This is a genomic window from Anaerosoma tenue, assembly GCF_023161965.1.
Classification (GTDB): domain Bacteria; phylum Actinomycetota; class Coriobacteriia; order Anaerosomatales; family Anaerosomataceae; genus Anaerosoma; species Anaerosoma tenue.
The window spans coordinates 251,687-271,226 of sequence record NZ_JALNTY010000003.1 but is presented as its reverse complement, the minus strand read 5'-3'; the positions used below and the strand labels follow the sequence as shown (position 1 = coordinate 271,226).

Sequence of the window (19,540 nt, the reverse complement as noted above, 5' to 3'; positions counted from 1 at the left end):
ACGGCCATGGCCAAGAAGAAGTTCGAGCGCACCAAACCGCACATGAACGTGGGCACCATCGGTCACGTCGACCACGGCAAGACCACGCTCACGGCTGCGATCACGAAGTGCCGCGCCTCCAAGGGCATGGCCGACTTCACGCCGTTCGAGAACATCGACAAGGCGCCCGAGGAGCGCGAGCGCGGTATCACCATCGCCATCGCGCACGTGGAGTACGAGTCGGACAAGCGCCACTACGCGCACGTCGACTGCCCGGGTCACGCCGACTACGTGAAGAACATGATCACCGGTGCCGCGCAGATGGATGGCGCGATCCTCGTGATCGCCGCCACCGACGGCCCGATGGCCCAGACCCGCGAGCACATCCTGCTCGCCCGTCAGGTCGGCGTGCCGAACATCGTCGTGTACCTCAACAAGTGCGACATGGTCGACGACGAGGAGCTCCTCGAGCTCGTCGAGATGGAGGTCCGCGAGCTGCTGTCCGAGTACGAGTTCGACGGTGACAACATCCCGGTCATCCGTGGCTCGGCTCTGAAGGCGCTGGAGGGCGATGATCAGTGGCTGCCGTCGATCCAGGAGCTGCTCGACGCGGTCGACACGTACTTCCCGGATCCCGAGCGTGAGACCGACAAGCCGTTCCTGATGGCCATCGAGGACGTCTTCACCATCACCGGTCGCGGCACCGTTGCCACCGGCCGTGTCGAGCGCGGTGTGGTCAAGGTCGGCGACGAGGTCGAGATCGTGGGCATCCACGAGGAGACCCGCAAGACCGTCGTCACCGGCGTGGAGATGTTCCGCAAGCTGCTCGACCAGGCCGAGGCCGGCGACAACATCGGCGTGCTGCTGCGCGGCGTCGCCCGCGACGAGATCGAGCGCGGCCAGGTGCTCTGCAAGCCCGGTTCGATCACCCCGCACACCGAGTTCCTCGGCCAGGTCTACATCCTGACCAAGGAGGAAGGCGGCCGTCACACCCCGTTCTTCGACGGCTACCGTCCGCAGTTCTACTTCCGGACCACCGATGTGACCGGCGTGGCGCACCTGCCCGAGGGCACCGAGATGGTCATGCCCGGCGACAACGTCGAGATCAAAGGCGAGCTCATCGGCCCCATCGCGATGGAGGAAGGCCTGCGCTTCGCTATCCGCGAGGGCGGCCGGACCGTCGGCTCGGGCCGTGTGACGAAGATCATCAAGTAGGCTTCTTGAAGGCCGTACAAGACGGAGGTAAGTGAGTTGGCGAACCAGAAGATCCGCATCCGGCTCAAGGCGTACGATCATGAGATCGTGGACAAGTCCACGAAGCTGATCGTCGAGACGGCGCAGAAGACCGGCGCCAAGGTGGCGGGACCGATCCCGCTTCCCACTGAGCGCAACCTGTACTGCGTCATCCGCTCGCCGCACGTGAACAAGGACAGCCGCGAGCACTTCGAGATGCGGACGCACAAGCGCCTCATCGACATACTCGAGCCCACCGCCAAGACGGTCGATTCACTGATGCGTCTCGATCTGCCGGCTGGCGTGGACATCGAGATCAAGCTCTAGGGTATTCCCGGCGCTCGTGGGCGCCGGTCACGATGCGCGGTCCTCTGGGAGGCGTCACGTGGTGTGGCGCACAGGGTCCCATAGACCGCACGGAAGAAAGGCACTGAGATGGCAACAGCGATACTCGGAAGGAAGCTGGGGATGACCCAGGTCTGGTCCGATGACGACCGGTTGATCCCGGTCACGGTCATCGAAGCCGGCCCCTGTGTCGTGTCCCAGGTCCGGACGGAAGACAGGGACGGCTACCGCGCTGTCCAGCTCGCGTTCGGTGACGTCAAGGAGTCGCGCTCCAACAAGCCGATGACCGGCCACTTCGCGAAGGCGGGAACCACCCCCAAGCGGTTCGTCGCAGAGGTTCCCGTTGGGGATGGCGATGACGTGAAACTCGGCCAGGTCGTGACGGTCGAGGGCTTCGAGGCGGGCCAGCAGGTCCATATCACCGGGACCAGCAAGGGCAAAGGTTTCCAGGGTGTCATGAAGCGGCACAACTTCCGTGGCGGCCCTGGCGGCCACGGCTCGCACGCGCACCGCGAACCCGGTTCCGTGGGACAGGCCTCCACGCCGTCCCGCGTGTTCAAGGGTGTTCGGCTTCCGGGCCAGATGGGTGGCGACACCGTCACGGTCCGCAACGTCGAGGTCGTGCGCGTCGACGCCGAGCAGAACCTCATGCTCGTCAAGGGCGCGGTGCCCGGTGGCAAGGACAGCCTGCTGACGATCCGCCTCGCATAAGCGGCGCGTCGGTTCGCACTAAGGAGCAGATGAGATGGCAACTGTGGAAGTGAAAGACAGCACGGGCAAGAAGGTGGGGCAGGCCGACGTGGCGGATGCCGTGTTCGCGATCGAGCCCAACCCCTTCGCCGTGCATCAGGTCGTCCGTAGCCAGATGGCTGCGCGGCGTCAGGGCACGCACAGCGTGAAGGGCCGGAGCGACGTCTCCGGCGGTGGCGCGAAGCCGTGGCGCCAGAAGGGTACCGGACGCGCCCGCCAGGGCTCCATCCGGGCCGGACAGTGGAAGGGCGGCGGTGTCATCTTCGGCCCCACCCCCAGAAGCTACGCGTTCAAGGTGCCGAACAAGGTCGTCAAGCTCGCCATGCGCAGCGTGCTCTCTGCGAAGCGTGCTGATGGCGATCTGTTCGTCATCGACTCCTTCGGTCTCGAGGAGCCGTCTACCAGGCAGGCCGCCGCCGTGCTTTCGGCGCTCGGCATCGACCGGAAGGTCACCGTCGTGGTGGACAACGACGACATCAACGCGCTGCTCTCGCTGCGAAACATCGAGCGGGCGCGCGTGATCACCGCCGCCGAGGCGAACACGTACGATCTTGTGGACAACACATGCCTGCTGTTCACCAAGCCGGCGCTCGAGTGGCTCGAGGGGGTGCTGAGCTGATGCAGGCGCATGACATCATCATCCGGCCGATCGTGTCGGAGAAGAGCTACGACCTGATGGAGCAGAACCGCTACACGTTCGAGGTCCACAAGACCGCGAAGAAGGAGCAGATCGCGGCCGCGATCTCCGAGATCTTCGGCGTGACGGTCACCAAAGTGAATACCATGAACGTTGCTGGTAAACCGCGCAGACTCCGGTACAATAAGGGGCTGTCGCGCTCGTGGAAGAAAGCGATAGTCACCCTCAAAGAGGGCGATACGATCGATATGTTCGCCGGTAGGTGATCCCAACGTGCTCCCGTTGACGCGGGAGTGCGACGGGGAATGGAGCCACCCGGCACCGTGGTAGAAGGAACGTCCGGCGTCGGGCCGCTCGGAGCGTGAGTAGCTCCGAGTCCCAAGCGGCCCGGCAATCGGAGTGAAGGAGAGATGATGGGACTTAAGAAGTACAAGCCGACCTCACCGGGTCGTCGATTCCAGACGGTCGCCGATTTCTCGGAGATCACATCGACGACGCCGGAGAAGTCGCTGCTCGAGCCGCTGCCCCAGAAGGGCGGCCGCAACAACAACGGGCGGATCACCACCCGGCATCAGGGTGGTGGCCACAAGCGCCAGTACCGGAAGATCGACTTCAAGCGAAACAAAGACGGGATCCCGGCGAAGGTCGCGACGATCGAGTACGACCCCAACCGGTCCGCTCGCATCGCGCTCCTGCACTATGCGGACGGCGAGAAGCGTTACATCATCGCCCCCGAGAAGCTGCGGGTCGGTGACGCGATCATGTCCGGCCCCGGCGCCGACATCAAGCCTGGTAACGCGCTGCCGCTGGAGAACATCCCCACCGGTACCGTGGTGCACGCGATCGAGCTGCAGCCGGGCAAGGGCGCGGCTATAGCGCGTTCGGCAGGCGCTTCCGCGCAGCTGATCGGCAAGGAGGGCCCCAACGCCATCCTGCGCATGCCGTCCTCCGAGATGCGCATGGTGCCGCTCACCTGCCGTGCGACCGTTGGCGAGGTCGGCAACAGCGAGCATGCCAACATCTCCATCGGAAAGGCCGGCCGCAATCGTCACCTTGGCAAGCGGCCGACCGTTCGTGGTACCGCGATGAACCCGGTCGACCACCCGCATGGCGGTGGCGAAGGCAAGAACAAGACCGCGGGTCGTCACCCGGTCACGCCGTGGGGTGTTCCTACCAAGGGCCACCGCACACGTGCGAAGCACAAGGCGTCCGACCGCATGATCATCCGCCGCCGCAAGAAGTAGCGGGAGAGGAAGTTATCGATGAGCAGAAGCCTTAAGAAGGGACCCTACGTCGAGCCGCGTCTCCTGAAGCGTATCCAGGACATGAACGAGGCCGGCGAGAAGAAGGTCATCAAGACCTGGTCACGTGCGTCGACCATCTTCCCGGAGATGGTGGGTCACACGGTTGCGGTGCACGACGGACGCAAGCACGTTCCCGTGTACGTGACCGAGTCCATGGTCGGCCACAAGTTCGGGGAGTTCTCCCCGACGCGGACGTTCCGCGGACATGCGGACGATCGCAAGAAGGGCAAGCGCTAGGACGCAGTCGCGTATCACTGACGCCGGGACGCCGCAGGGGCGCTCCGGATGACGGTCGGAGGTTTTCTCGAAATGGAAGCAAGAGCTACGGCGAAGTACGTGAGGGTGAGCCCGCGCAAGGCGCGCGAGGTCGTGGATCTCGTCCGCGGCAAGTCGGTGCCCGACGCCGAGGCGATCCTGAAGTTCACCCCGCGCGCTGCCGCAGAGGTGGTAGGCAAGGTGGTACACAGCGCCGCCGCCAACGCTGAGAAGCAGCACAGGATCAAGCCGGAGACGTTGTTCGTCTCCGAGGCCTTCGTCAACGAAGGGCCGACGATCAAGCGCATCCGCCCGCGCGCCATGGGCCGTGCGTTCCGTATCAACAAGCGCACGAGCCACATCACCGTGGTCGTGAAGCAGCGAGAGGAGGCGTAAAGGCATGGGCCAGAAAGTCTATCCCATCGGGTTCCGTCTCGGCATCACCGAGGAGTGGAGGAGCCGCTGGTATCAGGACAAGGGCTACAGCCAGACCCTGGCCGAGGACCTCGCGCTCAGGAAGTATCTGAAGGCGAAGCTCCGCCGCGCTGCCGTCTCGCGGATCGATATCGAGCGCAAGGGCGACAAGGTGTTCCTCGAGATCTGGACCGCGCGCCCGGGCATCGTCATCGGCAAGAAGGGCGCCGAGGTCGACGCGCTCCGCAAGGAACTGGAGCAGTTGGCTGGGCACCCCGTGGCCGTGAACATCGTGGAGGTGAAGCGTCCCGAGCTGGACGCGACCCTCGTTGCGCAGAGCGTTGCCGAGCAGCTCGTGGCTCGCGTCTCGTTCCGGCGCGCGATGAAGAAGGCAGTGACGAGCGCGATGAAGGGCGGTGCGCTGGGCGTCCGTATCCAGTGCTCCGGCCGTCTGGGCGGCGCAGAGATGGGTCGCCGTGAGTGGTATCGCGAAGGTCGGGTACCGCTCCATACGCTCCGTGCCAAGATCGACTATGGCACCACCGACGCTGTCACCACGTTCGGCGTCATCGGCGTGAAGGTCTGGATCTACCGCGGCGACAAGCTGCCCGGCCAGACGATGACCGCTGCCGAAGAGGCCGCTCTCGTGGAGCGTCCGCGCCCCGACCGTTCGCGCGGTCGTCGCGGCGCCGGTAACGGAAGGAGGGGCTAGATGCTGCTTCCTAAGCGTGTCAAGCACCGCAAGGTGATGCGCGGCTCCCGTAAGGGTATCGCCAAGGGCGGTACCGAGATCGCATTCGGCGAATACGGGCTGAAGGCTCTCGAGGCCGCATGGATCACCAACCGGCAGATCGAGGCGGCGCGTATCGCGATGACCCGCCACATGAAGCGTGGCGGCAAGGTGTGGATCAACATCTTCCCGGACAAGCCCGTGACCCAGAAGCCGGCAGAGACCCGGATGGGATCCGGCAAGGGCAACCCCGAGAAGTGGGTGGCGGTCGTGAAGCCCGGCCGCGTGATGTTCGAGGTGGCCGGCGTGAGCGAAGAGGTCGCCAAGGAAGCCATGCGCCTCGCGGCGCAGAAGCTGCCGATCAAGTGCAAGTTCGTGACCCGTGCTGACAGTGGCGGTGAATCATAAGTGAAGAAGACAGACATCAAGGGTCTTGCCGAGAGCGAGATCGCAGAGAAGCTGAAGGAGAGCAGGACGGAGTTGTTCAACCTCCGGTTCCAGCTCGCTACCGGTCAGCTCGACAATCCGCACCGCATCACGATGGTGAAGAGGGACATCGCGCGCCTGCACACAGAGTTGCGCAGCCGTGAGATCGCGGCGTCCAAGTCCCAGGCGCAGTAGGAGGACGGTAGATGAGTACTGAGCGTAACAGCCGCAAGGAGCGCCAGGGTGTCGTGGTCTCGACCGCAGGAGAGAAGACCTGCGTAGTCCAGGTCCAGGACCGCAAGCGTCATCCGCTGTACGGCAAGATGATCACGCGTTCGGCCAAGTTCCACGCCCACGATGAGAACAACGAGTGCGGTGTTGGCGACGTCGTGCGCATCATGGAGACCAGGCCCATCTCGAAGATGAAGAGATGGCGTCTGGTGGAGATCGTAGAGAAGGCCAAGTAGAGCCTGACCGGCAACACGTGGAACGACGGTCCTCTCGGGTACGGATGAACGCCCGACGACCGGCGAGTGACGGAGGAAGAGCATGATCCAGGCGGAGACCCGGCTGAAGGTAGCCGACAACTCCGGAGCGCGACGGGTGGCCTGCATCAAGGTCCTCGGCGGCTCCAAGAGGCGCTATGCCCATGTCGGCGACACCATCGTGTGCGCCGTGAAGGAGGCCACCCCGAACGGGGCGGTCAAGAAGGGCGATGTCGTGAAGGCGGTCGTCGTCCGTACGAAGAAGGAGATGCGCCGGCCTGACGGCAGCTACATCAAGTTCGATGAGAATGCTGCCGTGATCATCGACGCCCAGGGCAACCCGCGAGGCACGCGCATCTTCGGTCCTGTGGCGCGTGAGTTGCGCGACCGCAAGTACATGAAGATCGTGTCGCTCGCCCCGGAAGTCCTGTAGGGAGGGCCTGAAGAGATATGGCGAATTCAATGACGATCCGCAAGGGCGATCGCGTGCGCGTCATCGCCGGCAAGGACAAGGGCAAAGAGGGCAAGGTCCTCCGCTCGGTGCCGGAGAAGCAGCGCGTCGTCGTGGAGAACGTCCACATGATCAAGAAGCACACCCGCCCGAGCCAGAAGAACCAACAGGGCGGCATCATCGAGATGGAGGGGACGATCCACGTCTCCAACGTGATGCTCGTGTGCCCCAACTGCAGTCAGCCCACCCGGGTAAGCCGGCGCCGCGAGGATGGCGTCCGCACCCGCGTGTGCAAGTCGTGCGGTAAGGACATCGACAAGTAGAGCCAACGTCGCGATGCGACGCGGGCCAGAAGTCCCGCCGGGTCGGAAATCCGTCGGGCGAGAGAACACATCGGAGGTATGACGAGTGGCACCCAGACTGAAGGAGAAGTACCGCACGGAGGTCGTGCCGGCGCTCATGGAGCAGTTCGAGTACGGCAACGTGCATCAGGTCCCGCGTCTGGAGAAGATCGTCGTCAACATGGGCGTCGGTGCGGCGACCCAGGACGCGAAGCTTCTCGAGAATGCGATCAACGACCTGACGATCATCACTGGCCAGAAGCCAGCCATCACGCGTGCCAAGAAGTCCATAGCGAGCTTCAAGCTCCGCCAGGGCATGCCCATCGGCTGCAAGGTCACGCTTCGCGGTGATCGCATGTGGGAGTTCTTCGACCGCCTGCTTTCGACGGCGCTGCCGCGCATCCGCGACTTCCGCGGTGTGAGCGGAAAGGCGTTCGACGGTCGCGGCAACTACTCGCTCGGTGTCAACGAGCAGTTGATCTTCCCGGAGATCGACTACGACAAAGTGGACAAGATCCGTGGCATGGACATCACCTTTGTCACGAGTGCGGATACAGATGAAGAGTGTCGAGCGCTGTTCGATCAGTTCGGATTCCCGTTCAAGCGGTAGAGAAGACGCGGGTCGCCCGGGGGTCCGGGTCACCCACTTCGAGGAGGTTCGTCAAGTGGCAAAGAAGTCGATGATCGCCAAGGCAAAGCGTGCGCCGAAGTTCGCCGTGCGTACCGTGAACCGCTGCAACCGTTGCGGCAGGCCGCGCGCGTACTACAGGCAGTTCGGCCTCTGCCGCGTGTGTCTGCGCGAGCTGGCGAGCCGCGGTGAGCTGCCCGGTGTCCGTAAGGCCAGCTGGTAGGCCGTATCCAGACCCGGGCAACGGGTCCACAAGGCGCACCGGTCAAGGGCCGATGCGAACCGGTGGACACGGGCAGTCCCGAATCATAGGAGGTAGTCGAGAACATGAGCATGACCGATCCCATCGCTGACATGCTGACGCGTGTCAGGAACGCGAACAATGCGTTCCAGGCTTCTACGACGATGCCGTCGTCGAACAAGCTCGTCGCGATCGCCAAGATCATGAAGAGTGAGGGCTACATCGAGGACTACGAGGTAGTCCCCGGTGAGCCGCAGGCCACGCTGAGTATCACGCTCAAGTACGGGCCGAAGAAGCAGCGGACCATCACCGGCCTGCGTCGCATCAGCAAGCCCGGTCTTCGTGTGTACGCCAAGAAGGACGAGCTTCCCCGCGTGCTCGGTGGTCTCGGCATAGCCGTGATCTCCACTTCGCAGGGTGTCATGACCGAGAAGCAGGCCCGTGCCGCCGGTGTCGGCGGCGAGGTGCTTGCCTACATCTGGTAGTCGGACCGGAGCGAAAGGAGCCGAGCCGTGTCACGTATCGGCAAGCAGCCTATCCCGGTCCCGGCCGGGGTGGAAGTCACCATCGAGGGAACGGATGTCACCGTCAAGGGGCCGAAGGGCGTCCTGTCGCAGTCGTTCGACCCGGATATGCAGATCACGCTTGAGGACGGTGCTGTCCTCGTTCGCCGTCCCACCGACGGGCGTCGGCACCGCAGTCTTCATGGACTGACCCGTACGCTGATCTCCAACATGGTCGTCGGCGTCTCGGAGGGTTTCCGGAAGGACATGGAGATCGTGGGCGTCGGTTACCGCGCCGTGCTGAAGGGATCGGACCTCGATCTGTCACTCGGCCTGAGCCATCCCATGGTCGTACCGGCGCCGGAGGGCATCACGTTCGAGGTGCCTGCGCCCACCAAGATCTCGGTCATCGGCATCGATAAGCAGCGTGTCGGTCAGGTGGCGGCCGAGATCCGTGCGATCCGCCCGCCGGAGCCCTACAAGGGCAAGGGTATCCGTTACGCGGGCGAATACGTCCGCCGTAAGGTCGGCAAGGCCGCCAAGTAGTAACCGACCGCGTCTGTCGCCGGGCGCGAGGAGAAGGAGTCAAGACGGGTCATGGATAAGTCGAAAGCGAAGACAGCGGCACTCACCCGCCGTCAGCGCCGGGTACGCGGGAAGGTCGCCGGTACGGCCGAACGACCCCGCCTGCGTGTCAGCCGCAGCAACCAGCACATCTATGCGCAGCTCATCGATGATGTCGCCGGGGCCACGCTGGTCTCAGCGTCTTCGATCGACCCCGAGCTGAGAACGGCGCTCTCATCGGGCGCAAACGCCGACGCCGCGAAGGCGGTAGGCGGCGCACTTGGGCGCCGGGCTCTCGAGGCCGGCATCACCGAGGTCGTGTTCGACCGCGGCGGACGTCTCTATCACGGGCGGGTGGCCGCTCTCGCAGAGGGTGCCCGCGACGCCGGCCTGAAGTTCTAAGACAGGAGGATCTGTAATGGCGTATGACACCAACGCTCCGGTCTCCGAGATCCAGGAGCGCGTCGTCTACATCAATCGAGTGGCGAAGGTCGTCAAGGGCGGTCGTCGTTTCTCGCTGACCGCTCTCGTGGTCGTGGGAGACGGTAACGGCCGTGTCGGCGTGGGCATGGGCAAGGCCGCCGAGGTCCCCGTCGCCATCAAGAAGGGCATCGAGGACGCCAAGAAGAACATGTTCACGTTCCCGATGTCGGGCACGACCATCCCGCACACCGTCACCGGCGAGTATGGTGCCGGCAAGGTGCTCCTGAAGCCCGCTGCACCGGGTACCGGCGTCATCGCCGGCGGTCCGGTGCGTGCCCTGCTGGAGCTGGGCGGGGTCCAGGACGTGCTTTCCAAGTCCCTCGGCACCAGCAACGCCCTGAACATCGTGAAGGCGGCGGCGGCGGGTCTGCAGGAACTGAAGAGCCCGGCCGAGGTCGCGCGCAGCCGCGGCAAGACGGTCGCGGAGATCTACGGCAAAGAGGGGTAGTCAGATATGGCATCCGAGAAGACACTCAGGATCACTCAGGTGAGAAGCGCGATCGGGCTGCCCAAGGACCAGAAGGCCACGGTCCGGGCGCTCGGTCTCAAGCGCATGCACGATACCGTGGAGCAGGCCGACACGCCTGTCATCCGCGGCATGATCTTCAAGGTCAAGCACCTCGTCGAGGTCGAAGAGGCCTAGACGGGCACACGTCCACCGCACAGTCAGCCGGCGGCGAGCGGCCGGCATCCCCGCGGCGGTGCGCCCGGGGCGGAGCGATAAGGAGACACCATGCAGTTGCACGATCTGAGTCCGGCGCCGGGCTCGCGTAAGGACCGCAAGCGCGTAGGTCGCGGGAACGCCAGCGGGCATGGCACCACCGCTGGCCGCGGCGACAAAGGTCAGAACTCGCGGGCCGGTGGCGGCAAGGGCCCCGGCTTCGAGGGTGGACAGAACCCGCTTCACATGCGGATGCCGAAGCTCGGTGGGTTCAAGAACCGCAGCCGCGTGGAATACGCGGTCGTGAATGTCGGACGGCTCGAGGACCTCTATGCCGCGGGTGACACCGTGAGCGTGGACAGCCTGTTCGAGAAGGGCGTCATCAAGAGCAAGACCACTCCGGTCAAGGTGCTCGGCGACGGCGAGCTCACGAAGGCTCTTACCGTGAAGACCGACAGGGTCTCCGCCCCGGCCCGCACCAAGATCGAGGCGGCTGGAGGGACGGTCGATCTCTCGTGATCGATGCCATTCGCAACGCTCTTCGCATCCCGGATCTTCGCAGGAAGATCATCTTCACGCTGAGCATCATCGCGTTGTACCGGGTGGGTGCGCACATTCCCGTCCCCGGTGTCGATCCGGCATCGATGAAGGACCTGGTCAGCGGCGCGGGTAGTGCGCTCGGCCTGCTGAACCTCTTCGCTGGCGGCGCGCTGGAGAACTTCGCGATCTTCGCACTCGGGATCATGCCGTACATCACGGCAACGATCATCATGCAGTTGCTGCAGGCGGTCATCCCGACGTTCGAACGGTGGTCCAAGGAAGGGGAGGCCGGTCAGCGCAAGATAACGCAGACCGCGCGCTACATGACCCTGGGTATCGCGCTCATGGAGTCCCTGGGCCTCCTGACGGTCTTCCAGGCGCCTGCCACGAGCGGCGGCCTTGGAGTGCAGTTCAATCTGCTCACCGAGATCGTGATCGTCATCAGCCTCATCTCCGGGACCGCCGCCATCATGTGGATGGGCGAGCTGATCACCCAGCGAGGGATCGGCAACGGCATGTCGCTGTTGATATTCGCGAGCATCGTGTCGCGCTTCCCGCAGACGATCGTCTCTTCGTTCCGGGTGAACCCCTGGTTCATGTTGCTCGTGCTCGCCATCTCCTTGCTCGTGGTCGCGGCAGTGGTGTTCATGGAGGGCGGTCAGCGCCGTATCCCGGTCCAGTACGCCAAGCGTGTCGTGGGTCGCCGTGTGTATGGCGGCATGGGGACGTACATCCCGCTGAAGGTCAACGGGGCCAACGTCATCCCGATCATCTTCGCATCGTCGGTGCTGCTGTTCCCCTCGACGATCGCCCGGTTCTTCACCAGCGTCGAGTGGCTGCAGCAGGTAGCCGCCTGGCTTTCGGGTGGTTGGGCGTACATCCTGTTGTTCGCCGTGATGATCGTCTTCTTCTCGTACTTCTACACGGCCCTCGTGTTCAACCCGATCGAGACGGCGGACAATCTACGCAAGAACGGCGGGTTCATCCCGGGTGTCCGTCCGGGTAACCCCACCGCGCAGTACATCACCAACGTGCTGAACCGAATCACGCTGCCGGGCGCGGTGTTCCTGGCGGCCATAGCTGTCGTGCCGCAGATCATCTTCCAGCAGACAGGCGACCAGCTGGTCCAGGCATTCGGCGGCACATCGATCCTGATCATGGTCGGCGTCGCGCTCGAGACGATGCGGCAGCTGGAGAGTCAGTTGCAGATGCGTCACTACGACGGCTTCTTCAAGTGAGGTCCGGGCGCTAGCGCTCGATGTCGGTTGATCGCGAGCGCCCCGGTGCACGCCCGGTTCGGGCGGCATCGGGGCACTGGCGATGGATGGGAGGGGAATCATGAACGTCATGCTGCTCGGTGCCGCCGGCGCGGGGAAGGGGACACAGGCCACGAGGATCGTGGACGATTACGGCCTGGTGCATCTGTCCACCGGCGACATCCTGCGGAAAGCCGTTGCCGACGGCACCCCTCTCGGCATGGAGGCTAAGCGGTACATGGATTCCGGCGCCCTCGTACCCGACGAGGTCGTGATCGGCCTGGTCAAGGAGCGCATCAGTCAGCCTGACGCCCGCGAGAAGGGCGTGCTGTTCGACGGCTTCCCGCGTACCATTCCTCAGGCCGAAGCCCTGGGGACGGCACTCGCCGATATCGGCGTGGCGCTCGACGTCGTAGTGAGCATAGAGGTGGACCCCGAGGCGATCGTCACCCGCATCACGTCGCGGCGGCAGTGCCGTGGATGCGGCAAGATCTTCAACGTCGCCACCGACGGCGAACTCGAAGCCTGCACGGAATGCGGCGGTGAGGTCTATCAGCGTGACGACGACACGGAGCAGACCGTGAGGGCGCGGCTCGAGGCGTACGAGGAGCAGACAAGCAAGCTGATCCCCTACTACAGCGAGCACGGCACCCTGCACACGGTCGATGGGAACCAGTCACCGGATGCGGTCTACGCCGGTATCCGCGACATCCTGAACGGTGTCGGCTGAGCTGTGATCATCACGAAATCCCCCTCGGAGATCGCCGTCATGCGTGAAGCGGGCCGGATCACGTCTCGGGCGCTCGATGCGGTGGCAGCCGCCGTACGCCCTGGCGTGACGACCGCCGAGCTGGACGCTGTTGCCGAGGAGACGATCCTGGCTGCGGGAGCGCTGCCGGCCTTCAAGGGGTACCATGGCTTTCCCGCTACGTTGTGCACCTCGGTGGACGAGCAGGTGGTGCACGGTATTCCCGGCAAGCGCGTACTCCGCGAGGGCGAGATCGTCTCCGTCGACTGCGGGGCGATCGTCGACGGATACTACGGCGATTCGGCCCGCACCTTCCCGGTCGGGGCGGTGTCCTCGGAGGTAGTCCGCCTGATGGATGTCACACGGGCATCGCTCGAGGCGGGCATAGCGAGATGCGTGCCCGGGATGCGCCTGTATGATGTGTCCGCGGCGGTTCAATCCGTGGCGGAGGCGGCAGGCTTCTCGGTGGTCCGTGAGTACGTGGGCCACGGTATCGGTCGCGCCATGCATGAGGACCCCCAGGTGCCGAACTACGGCAAGGCGGGGACGGGTCCTACGCTGAAGGCAGGCATGGTTATTGCGATAGAGCCGATGATCAACGCCGGTGCCGCGGATGTGCGATCCCTCGATGACGGGTGGACAGTGGTGACCGCCGACGGCGCGGTGTCGGCCCACTTCGAGCACACCGTGGCGATCACCGATGACGGTCCGCTCATCCTCACGGTGTCGGAGTGAGAACGACCCGGCGCTGGACGTGAGCATCCGTCTTGGATATACTGCGGTTTTGCGACTTCACGCCTCTTGAAGGGAACCATGCACTTGGCAAAGCGCGATGACGCTATAGAGATGGAGGGTACCGTTCTTGAGGCCCTGCCCAACGCGATGTTCAGGGTAGAGCTCGACAACGGTCACAAGATGCTGGCCCACATCTCCGGCAAGATGCGGATGCACTACATCCGTATCCTCCCGGGTGACAAGGTCGTCGTCGAGTTGTCTCCGTACGACCTCACCCGTGGTCGGATCACGTATCGCTTCAAGTAGGACGTTCGTCATCGGGGGTCATGGAGACACCCGGCACCGTGTTAGCGTTTCAAGAAAGAACACGCCTGCGGCTGGGCGATGAGATAGATCGAAGTACGACAACAACGGAAAAGGGAACCAGAGCATGAAAGTCAGACCTTCCGTTAAGAAGATGTGCGAGAAATGCAAGGTCATCCGTCGCCATGGACGGGTACTCGTGATATGCGAGAACCCGCGCCACAAGCAGCGGCAGGGCTAGGAGGGAGCGGGCTTTGGCACGCATTTCGGGCGTCGACCTACCGCGCGAGAAGCGCGTGGAGATCGGCCTGACCTACATCTATGGCATCGGGCTCACCACAGCGCAGCAGATCCTGCGTGAGACCGGCATCAACCCGGACACGCGCGTACGCAACCTCACAGAAGAAGAGGTCGTTCGTTTGCGCGAGTTCATCGACCGGAACCTGAAGGTCGAAGGCGATCTGCGACGTGAGACGAGTCAGAATATCAAGCGGCTGATGGAGATCGGTTGCTACCGGGGCCTTCGTCACCGCCGTGGCCTGCCGGTGCGGGGACAGCGGACGCACACCAACGCGCGCACCCGCAAGGGTCCCCGTCGCCAGATCGGCGCGAAGAAGAAGGGCAAGTAGCATATGGCTGCTAAGAAGAAGAACGCCAAAACCAGGGTCCGCCGCAGCGAGCGAAAGAACATCGCCGTCGGGCAGGCCTACATCAAGAGCACGTTCAACAACACGATCATCAGCATCACCGACCCGCAGGGCAACGTGATCGCCTGGAAGTCGGCCGGTCAGGTCGGGTTCAAGGGTTCGCGTAAGTCCACGCCGTTCGCCGCCCAGCTCGCTGCCGAGCAGTGTGCGAAGCTGGCGCAGGAGCATGGCGTGCGCAAGGTGTCTGTGTTCGTGAAGGGTCCCGGCTCCGGCCGTGAGACCGCGATCCGCTCGCTGCAGGCCGCAGGCCTGGAAGTCGCGAGCATCCAGGATCGTACCCCTGTCCCGCACAACGGCTGCCGGCCGCGCAAGCGCCGCCGCGTGTAGTTTCTGGGAGGATCGACCTCTATGGCACGTTACACAGGGGCGGACTGCAGGCAGTGCCGCCGTGAAGGTGAGAAGCTCTTTCTGAAGGGCGACCGGTGCTACACGGACAAGTGTGGCATGGAGAAGCGCCCGTACCCTCCGGGTCAGGCGGGGAAGAAGCGCCCGCGCGACTCGGAGTATCGCGTTCAGCTTCGTGAGAAGCAGAAGGCGAAGCGTATCTACGGGGTCCTGGAGAAGCAGTTCCGGACCTACTATCAGATCGCGACGCGCCAGCCCGGCATCACCGGTGAGAACCTGCTCCGGCTGCTGGAAAGCCGTCTCGACAACGCTGTCTACCGTCTCGGTTTCGCCGCGTCACGCGACGAGGCCCGTCAGATGGTGCGTCACGGTCACTTCACCGTGGACGGCCACCGGGTGGACATCCCATCGTTCCGCGTGCGCCCCGGAGCTGTGATCGCCGTCGGCGAGAAGTCGAAGGACATGACGGCGATCAAGGCCGCGCTCATCTCGTCCTCGAAGATAGAGGTGCCGGGATGGCTCGAGGTGGATGTCGAGAAGCTGCAGGGCCGCGTGCTCTCGCTTCCGGCCCGCGAGCAGATCGAAGCACCGATCCGCGAGCAGCTCATCGTCGAGCTGTACTCGAAGTAACCACGCCTTGCCAGCCAAGGAGGCTTAGAGCATGACCGAGTTCATGAGGCCGAAAGTGACCGTTGACGAGATCGATGCGCGCACCGCTCGCTATGTGGTGGAGCCGCTCGAGCGTGGCTACGGATACACCCTCGGCAACTCGATGCGTAGAGTGTTGCTGTCGTCGCTCCAGGGCGCGGCCGCGACCTCGATCAGGATCGAAGGAGTGCAGCACGAGTTCGCGACGGTGGAGGGTGTCCGCGAGGATGTCACCGACATCGTTCTGAACGTGAAGGGTCTCGTTTTCAGCGATACGGGGATCGGCGAAGGTGAAGCGGTGGCGACCCTCGTCGCTGCCGGCCCCGCCACTGTGACCGGCGCCGACCTCAAGGTCCCCGCCGAGTTCTCGCTCGTCAACCCCCAGCATGTGATCGCGACCCTCGAGAAGGGCGCCAAGCTCGAGATGAGCATCCGTATCGGCGTGGGGCGTGGCTACGTCTCCGCGGACCGTAACAAGCGGATCGATGACCCCATCGGCGTGATCACCGTGGACTCGGTGTTCAGCCCGGTCATCCGGTGCACTTACGTCGTGGAGAACACCCGCGTGGGTCAGCGCACCGACTACGACAAGCTCGTGCTCGAGCTTGAGACGAACGGCGCCATGACTCCCGCCGATGCGGTGGCCCGTGCCGCGCGCGTCATCGATGAGCACATGATGCTGTTCCTCGAGCAGGCCGAGGGTGAGCTGCCGCAGGACGGCATCTTCGAGTCGATCCCCGACGAGAAGGACAGAGTGCTCGATACGCCGATCGAGGAGTTGGACCTCACCGTCCGCTCCTACAACTGCCTGAAGCGTCAGGGTGTGAACACCATCGGCCAGCTCACGGAGTGCAGCGAGGCCGACCTGCTCAACATCCGGAACTTCGGCGCCAAGTCGATCGAGGAAGTCAAGGACAAGCTCCAGACCATGGGTCTGGGTCTCGCAGGGTAGGAGAGCGTACGAGATGAGACATGCGAAGAAGGGGCGCACGCTCGGTACCGACGCAAGCCACACCAAGGCCATGCTTCGGAGCCTCGCCGCCGCCCTGCTCGTGAACGAGCGCATCAAGACGACCGAAGCGCGCGCCAAGGAGGTGCGGACGCTCGTGGACCGCATCATCACCTGGGGCAAGCGCGGGGATGTACATGCGCGACGTCTGGCGCTCGCCGAGCTCGGCGACCAGGCGCTCGTGAAGAAGGTCTTCGAGGATATCGCGCCGCGGTACGAGGAGCGGGAGGGTGGCTACACGCGCATCCTCAAGCTTGGTCCGCGCAAGGGCGATGCTGCCCCGATGGTCATCCTGGAGCTCGTGGACTAGTATCGGGCCGCGAGGTCATGACGAGCGACAAGGGCCCCGCATCGCGGGGCCCTTCGCGGTTCGGAGAGGAAGCCGGTGATCGTATTCGAGCATGTGGGGTTCACCTACCCCGGCGCTGTCGCGCCGGCGCTCGACGACGTCTCTGTCTCCGTATCACCGGGTCAGGTCGTGGCGCTGCTGGGGCCGAACGGCTCGGGCAAGTCCACACTGGCGCGGCTCGGCAACGGCCTCCTGGTCCCTTCGGCGGGTGTCGTGCGAGTCGATGGGACAGACACCGCCGATGAGGAGACCGTCTGGGACGTCCGCTCCCGGGTAGGGTTCATCCAACAGAACCCCGAGAACCAGATCGTAGGGACGCTCGCCGAGGAGGATGTCGCGTTCGGACCGGAGAACCTCGGCGTGCATCCAGATGAGCTGCGGGTGCGTGTCGATGACGCGCTTGCCGCAGTGGGCCTTTCGGGGTTCCAGCGTCGTGAGCCGCATCTCCTGTCCGAGGGCCAGAAGCAGCGGCTTGCTATCGCGGGCGCACTTGCCATGCGTCCGTCGTACCTGATCGCCGACGAGCCCACCGCGATGCTCGATCCGGTGGGGCGTCGCGACGTGCTCGCCGCGCTCGGGGATCTCAGGCGACGCGGAGTGGGCATCCTGCACGTGACGCATCACCTCGCCGACGTCGTGGATGCGGATGAGGTCGTGGTCCTCAGGAATGGGCGCATCGCGTACCAGGGAACGCCGAAGGCCCTGATGGCCGATCCGGGACATGCGCGGACGCTGGCGGTCGAGGTCCCGCCCGAGGCGGAGCTTGCGGATGCTCTGCGCAGGGGCGGCGTTCCGGTTCCCGACGGGGCATCGACGCCCGAGGCGATAGCGGAGAGCGTATGGCGCTCGTAGCCCGCGATGTGTCATACACGTATGCCGGAGGACGGTCTTTCGGCGTGGAGGCCCTGCGTTCGGTCGACCTGTCGCTCGAGCGCGGGAATCTGGTGGTGGTGACAGGCACCACGGGATCGGGTAAGTCCACGCTGCTCCGGTTACTCGCAGGGCTGCTCGCGCCGTCACAGGGCACCGTGGCTGTCGACGGCGTGGATCCGTCGGCGCGCGAAGCGCGAGGATCGGTGGCCATCGTCTTCCAGGATCCCGAGACCCAGTTCTTCGCCGAGACGCTGCACGCCGACGTCATGTTCGGCCCACGGAACCTCGGCCTGGATTCCGCCTCGGAAGAAGCGGACCGCGCACTGCGGACGGTCGGACTCGATCCCGATGTCTACGGTGGCAGGTCGCCCTTCACGTTGTCGGGAGGGGAGGCCCGGCGCGGCGCGATCGCCGGTGCTCTGGCCATGGCTGCGCCGTACCTGCTGCTCGATGAGCCGACATCGGGCCTGGACGCCGACGGCAGGCGCTCCATCCGCGAAGCTCTTGCCGCGGAACGCAGGAGAAGCGGCGTGCTGGTGGTGACGCACGATCCGATGGAGTTCCTGGACGAGGCCACGGCCGTCGTGGCGCTCGACTCGGGAGCCGTCGCATTCTCGGGCACCCCGCAGGAACTCTACGCTGACCCGGAGCCGTACACCGGTGCCGGGCTGGAGCTTCCGCCGGTCGTCCGTACGCAGTTGCTTGTCCGTGATGCCGGCATGCGTCTTGAGCACGTGGTGTGCGACCCGGCCCGGGCGGCCGAGTCGCTGCTCACGGCGCGGGGTGTGTCGTCATGAGGGTGCCGACGACCTTCGGGCAGTACGTCCCCGTCGACTCCCCGGTCCACTCCCTGGATCCACGCGCCAAGATGGGCGTCATCGTCGCCTTCACGCTGGGTCTGTTCCTGGTGGACGGTCTTGCGGGGATGAGCGTGTTCGCGGCGGCAGTGGGAGCCGTCTTGCTCGTCTCGCGTGTCCCTCCTCGAATCGCATTCAGGGGCCTCCGCGCGCTCGGCCTGATCCTGGTGTTCACGTTGCTGGCCCACGCCTTGCGGTGGGAGCCGGCCACCGTGAGCCTCGTGCGCATCGGGCCGGTGGGTGTGGATGCCGACGGGCTGCTAAGGGGCGTCTTCTTCGCGGTGCGTATCGTCCTGCTCGTGGTCGGCACGTCGCTGCTGACCCTCACCACGACCCCCGTTCAGCTGACCGACGCACTGGAGACGTTGATGCGTCCGTTGGGACGGGTGGGTTTCCCCGCCGGCGAGGTGGCGATGATGCTGACCATCGCGCTCCGCTTCATCCCCACCACCGCGCAAGAGGCCGAGAAGATCATCGTCGCTCAGACAGCGCGAGGAGCACGATTCGATGAAGGTGGACTCGTGGCGCGGGTCCGCGCCTACGTGCCGGTGCTCGTGCCGCTGTTCGTCAATCTGTTCCGCCGGGCGGAGGATCTCGCGGTGGCCATGGACGCTCGCTGCTATCGGGGCGGACGCGGCCGGACCCGGCTGCACGTCTCGGTCATGCGGGCACGCGACTGGGCGGTGCTACTGTTGTCGTGGGCCGGCTTCGTGACGGTCGGCATCCTGGTGTAGGGGGCG

The 19,540-nt window shown here is 64.7% G+C and carries 34 protein-coding genes and 1 pseudogene; all 35 read left to right on the top strand.

Going from position 1 to position 19,540, the window contains the following annotated elements; genetic code table 11:
- Window positions 1-6 precede the first annotated feature (6 nt).
- The 35 genes and pseudogenes from tuf to MSB02_RS08850 all read left to right on the top strand — a co-directional run bounded on the left by tuf (window position 7) and on the right by MSB02_RS08850 (window position 19,534).
- Window positions 7-1,194, top strand: a complete 1,188-nt coding sequence (gene tuf, locus MSB02_RS09020) for an elongation factor Tu (protein ID WP_267194909.1) — start codon at window positions 7-9, stop codon at window positions 1,192-1,194.
- A 36-nt stretch (window positions 1,195-1,230) separates the two neighbouring features.
- Complete coding sequence (gene rpsJ / locus MSB02_RS09015; protein WP_267194908.1) at window positions 1,231-1,539, top strand: 30S ribosomal protein S10; 309 nt, start codon at window positions 1,231-1,233, stop codon at window positions 1,537-1,539.
- 108 nt (window positions 1,540-1,647) lie between these two features.
- A complete protein-coding gene (gene rplC, locus MSB02_RS09010; RefSeq protein ID WP_267194907.1) occupies window positions 1,648-2,268 on the top strand; it encodes a 50S ribosomal protein L3 in 621 nt (206 codons plus the stop codon).
- Window positions 2,269-2,302: 34 nt separating this feature from the next.
- Window positions 2,303-2,926 (top strand): 50S ribosomal protein L4, encoded by a 624-nt coding sequence (gene rplD / locus MSB02_RS09005; protein WP_267194906.1) that lies wholly within the window; start codon window positions 2,303-2,305, stop codon window positions 2,924-2,926.
- Window positions 2,926-3,210 carry a 50S ribosomal protein L23 gene (gene rplW, locus MSB02_RS09000; RefSeq protein ID WP_267194905.1) on the top strand — a complete coding sequence of 95 codons (285 nt, stop codon included), beginning with the start codon at window positions 2,926-2,928 and terminating at the stop codon, window positions 3,208-3,210. Before rplD ends, rplW begins: the two co-directional genes overlap by 1 nt.
- A 147-nt stretch (window positions 3,211-3,357) precedes the next feature.
- Window positions 3,358-4,188, top strand: coding sequence for a 50S ribosomal protein L2 (gene rplB, locus MSB02_RS08995; RefSeq protein WP_267194904.1), 831 nt, complete (start codon window positions 3,358-3,360; stop codon window positions 4,186-4,188).
- Between the two features lie 18 nt (window positions 4,189-4,206).
- Complete coding sequence (gene rpsS / locus MSB02_RS08990) at window positions 4,207-4,485, top strand: 30S ribosomal protein S19 (RefSeq protein ID WP_267194903.1); 279 nt, start codon at window positions 4,207-4,209, stop codon at window positions 4,483-4,485.
- Between the two features lie 72 nt (window positions 4,486-4,557).
- Entirely contained in the window at window positions 4,558-4,899 is a 342-nt protein-coding gene (gene rplV / locus MSB02_RS08985; protein WP_267194902.1) for a 50S ribosomal protein L22, read from the top strand.
- A gap of 4 nt (window positions 4,900-4,903) precedes the next feature.
- Window positions 4,904-5,629: a 30S ribosomal protein S3 gene (rpsC, locus tag MSB02_RS08980; protein ID WP_267194901.1), complete on the top strand. Its 726-nt coding sequence runs from the start codon at window positions 4,904-4,906 to the stop codon at window positions 5,627-5,629.
- Entirely contained in the window at window positions 5,630-6,055 is a 426-nt protein-coding gene (gene rplP, locus MSB02_RS08975) for a 50S ribosomal protein L16 (protein ID WP_267194900.1), read from the top strand.
- The gene (gene rpmC / locus MSB02_RS08970; RefSeq protein ID WP_267194899.1) at window positions 6,056-6,268 is read left to right on the top strand and encodes a 50S ribosomal protein L29; all 213 of its coding nucleotides are present in this window, start codon (window positions 6,056-6,058) and stop codon (window positions 6,266-6,268) included. It begins immediately after the preceding gene.
- An 11-nt stretch (window positions 6,269-6,279) separates the two neighbouring features.
- On the top strand, window positions 6,280-6,540 hold the full coding sequence (gene rpsQ / locus MSB02_RS08965; RefSeq protein ID WP_267194898.1) for a 30S ribosomal protein S17: 261 nt from the start codon (window positions 6,280-6,282) through the stop codon (window positions 6,538-6,540).
- Between the two features lie 82 nt (window positions 6,541-6,622).
- A complete protein-coding gene (rplN, locus tag MSB02_RS08960; RefSeq protein WP_267194897.1) occupies window positions 6,623-6,991 on the top strand; it encodes a 50S ribosomal protein L14 in 369 nt (122 codons plus the stop codon).
- Window positions 6,992-7,020: 29 nt separating this feature from the next.
- Entirely contained in the window at window positions 7,021-7,332 is a 312-nt protein-coding gene (rplX, locus tag MSB02_RS08955; protein WP_267194896.1) for a 50S ribosomal protein L24, read from the top strand.
- Window positions 7,333-7,417: 85 nt separating this feature from the next.
- Window positions 7,418-7,960 carry a 50S ribosomal protein L5 gene (rplE, locus tag MSB02_RS08950; protein WP_267194895.1) on the top strand — a complete coding sequence of 181 codons (543 nt, stop codon included), beginning with the start codon at window positions 7,418-7,420 and terminating at the stop codon, window positions 7,958-7,960.
- A gap of 55 nt (window positions 7,961-8,015) precedes the next feature.
- Window positions 8,016-8,201: a type Z 30S ribosomal protein S14 gene (locus MSB02_RS08945; RefSeq protein WP_267194894.1), complete on the top strand. Its 186-nt coding sequence runs from the start codon at window positions 8,016-8,018 to the stop codon at window positions 8,199-8,201.
- A gap of 104 nt (window positions 8,202-8,305) precedes the next feature.
- Window positions 8,306-8,704, top strand: coding sequence for a 30S ribosomal protein S8 (gene rpsH / locus MSB02_RS08940; RefSeq protein ID WP_267194893.1), 399 nt, complete (start codon window positions 8,306-8,308; stop codon window positions 8,702-8,704).
- 27 nt (window positions 8,705-8,731) lie between these two features.
- The gene (rplF, locus tag MSB02_RS08935; RefSeq protein WP_267194892.1) at window positions 8,732-9,268 is read left to right on the top strand and encodes a 50S ribosomal protein L6; all 537 of its coding nucleotides are present in this window, start codon (window positions 8,732-8,734) and stop codon (window positions 9,266-9,268) included.
- A 51-nt stretch (window positions 9,269-9,319) separates the two neighbouring features.
- Window positions 9,320-9,688, top strand: coding sequence for a 50S ribosomal protein L18 (gene rplR, locus MSB02_RS08930; protein WP_267194891.1), 369 nt, complete (start codon window positions 9,320-9,322; stop codon window positions 9,686-9,688).
- 16 nt (window positions 9,689-9,704) lie between these two features.
- Window positions 9,705-10,217: a 30S ribosomal protein S5 gene (rpsE, locus tag MSB02_RS08925; RefSeq protein ID WP_267194890.1), complete on the top strand. Its 513-nt coding sequence runs from the start codon at window positions 9,705-9,707 to the stop codon at window positions 10,215-10,217.
- Window positions 10,218-10,223: 6 nt separating this feature from the next.
- Complete coding sequence (gene rpmD / locus MSB02_RS08920) at window positions 10,224-10,412, top strand: 50S ribosomal protein L30 (protein WP_267194889.1); 189 nt, start codon at window positions 10,224-10,226, stop codon at window positions 10,410-10,412.
- 90 nt (window positions 10,413-10,502) lie between these two features.
- Window positions 10,503-10,949 (top strand): 50S ribosomal protein L15, encoded by a 447-nt coding sequence (rplO, locus tag MSB02_RS08915; protein ID WP_267194888.1) that lies wholly within the window; start codon window positions 10,503-10,505, stop codon window positions 10,947-10,949.
- A complete protein-coding gene (secY, locus tag MSB02_RS08910) occupies window positions 10,946-12,208 on the top strand; it encodes a preprotein translocase subunit SecY (RefSeq protein WP_267194887.1) in 1,263 nt (420 codons plus the stop codon). The genes rplO and secY overlap by 4 nt, the downstream gene beginning before the upstream one ends.
- 100 nt (window positions 12,209-12,308) lie before the next feature.
- On the top strand, window positions 12,309-12,956 hold the full coding sequence (locus tag MSB02_RS08905; RefSeq protein WP_267194886.1) for an adenylate kinase: 648 nt from the start codon (window positions 12,309-12,311) through the stop codon (window positions 12,954-12,956).
- A 3-nt stretch (window positions 12,957-12,959) separates the two neighbouring features.
- Window positions 12,960-13,709 carry a type I methionyl aminopeptidase gene (map, locus tag MSB02_RS08900; protein ID WP_267194885.1) on the top strand — a complete coding sequence of 250 codons (750 nt, stop codon included), beginning with the start codon at window positions 12,960-12,962 and terminating at the stop codon, window positions 13,707-13,709.
- Window positions 13,710-13,793: 84 nt separating this feature from the next.
- Window positions 13,794-14,015: a translation initiation factor IF-1 gene (gene infA / locus MSB02_RS08895; RefSeq protein ID WP_267194884.1), complete on the top strand. Its 222-nt coding sequence runs from the start codon at window positions 13,794-13,796 to the stop codon at window positions 14,013-14,015.
- Window positions 14,016-14,139: 124 nt separating this feature from the next.
- Window positions 14,140-14,253 carry a 50S ribosomal protein L36 gene (gene rpmJ / locus MSB02_RS08890; RefSeq protein WP_267194883.1) on the top strand — a complete coding sequence of 38 codons (114 nt, stop codon included), beginning with the start codon at window positions 14,140-14,142 and terminating at the stop codon, window positions 14,251-14,253.
- Between the two features lie 13 nt (window positions 14,254-14,266).
- A complete protein-coding gene (gene rpsM, locus MSB02_RS08885) occupies window positions 14,267-14,641 on the top strand; it encodes a 30S ribosomal protein S13 (RefSeq protein WP_267194882.1) in 375 nt (124 codons plus the stop codon).
- A 3-nt stretch (window positions 14,642-14,644) separates the two neighbouring features.
- Entirely contained in the window at window positions 14,645-15,046 is a 402-nt protein-coding gene (gene rpsK, locus MSB02_RS08880; RefSeq protein WP_267194881.1) for a 30S ribosomal protein S11, read from the top strand.
- 21 nt (window positions 15,047-15,067) lie between these two features.
- Window positions 15,068-15,694, top strand: coding sequence for a 30S ribosomal protein S4 (rpsD, locus tag MSB02_RS08875; RefSeq protein ID WP_267194880.1), 627 nt, complete (start codon window positions 15,068-15,070; stop codon window positions 15,692-15,694).
- A 31-nt stretch (window positions 15,695-15,725) separates the two neighbouring features.
- Complete coding sequence (locus tag MSB02_RS08870) at window positions 15,726-16,664, top strand: DNA-directed RNA polymerase subunit alpha (protein ID WP_267194879.1); 939 nt, start codon at window positions 15,726-15,728, stop codon at window positions 16,662-16,664.
- A gap of 13 nt (window positions 16,665-16,677) precedes the next feature.
- A pseudogene (gene rplQ, locus MSB02_RS08865) lies at window positions 16,678-17,025 on the top strand (50S ribosomal protein L17); the annotation flags it as partial.
- Between the two features lie 81 nt (window positions 17,026-17,106).
- Window positions 17,107-17,922, top strand: a complete 816-nt coding sequence (locus MSB02_RS08860; RefSeq protein ID WP_267194878.1) for an ATP-binding cassette domain-containing protein — start codon at window positions 17,107-17,109, stop codon at window positions 17,920-17,922.
- The gene (locus MSB02_RS08855; protein WP_267194877.1) at window positions 17,910-18,740 is read left to right on the top strand and encodes an ATP-binding cassette domain-containing protein; all 831 of its coding nucleotides are present in this window, start codon (window positions 17,910-17,912) and stop codon (window positions 18,738-18,740) included. The genes MSB02_RS08860 and MSB02_RS08855 overlap by 13 nt, the downstream gene beginning before the upstream one ends.
- Complete coding sequence (locus tag MSB02_RS08850; protein ID WP_267194876.1) at window positions 18,737-19,534, top strand: energy-coupling factor transporter transmembrane component T family protein; 798 nt, start codon at window positions 18,737-18,739, stop codon at window positions 19,532-19,534. The genes MSB02_RS08855 and MSB02_RS08850 overlap by 4 nt, the downstream gene beginning before the upstream one ends.
- Window positions 19,535-19,540: the final 6 nt, after the last annotated feature.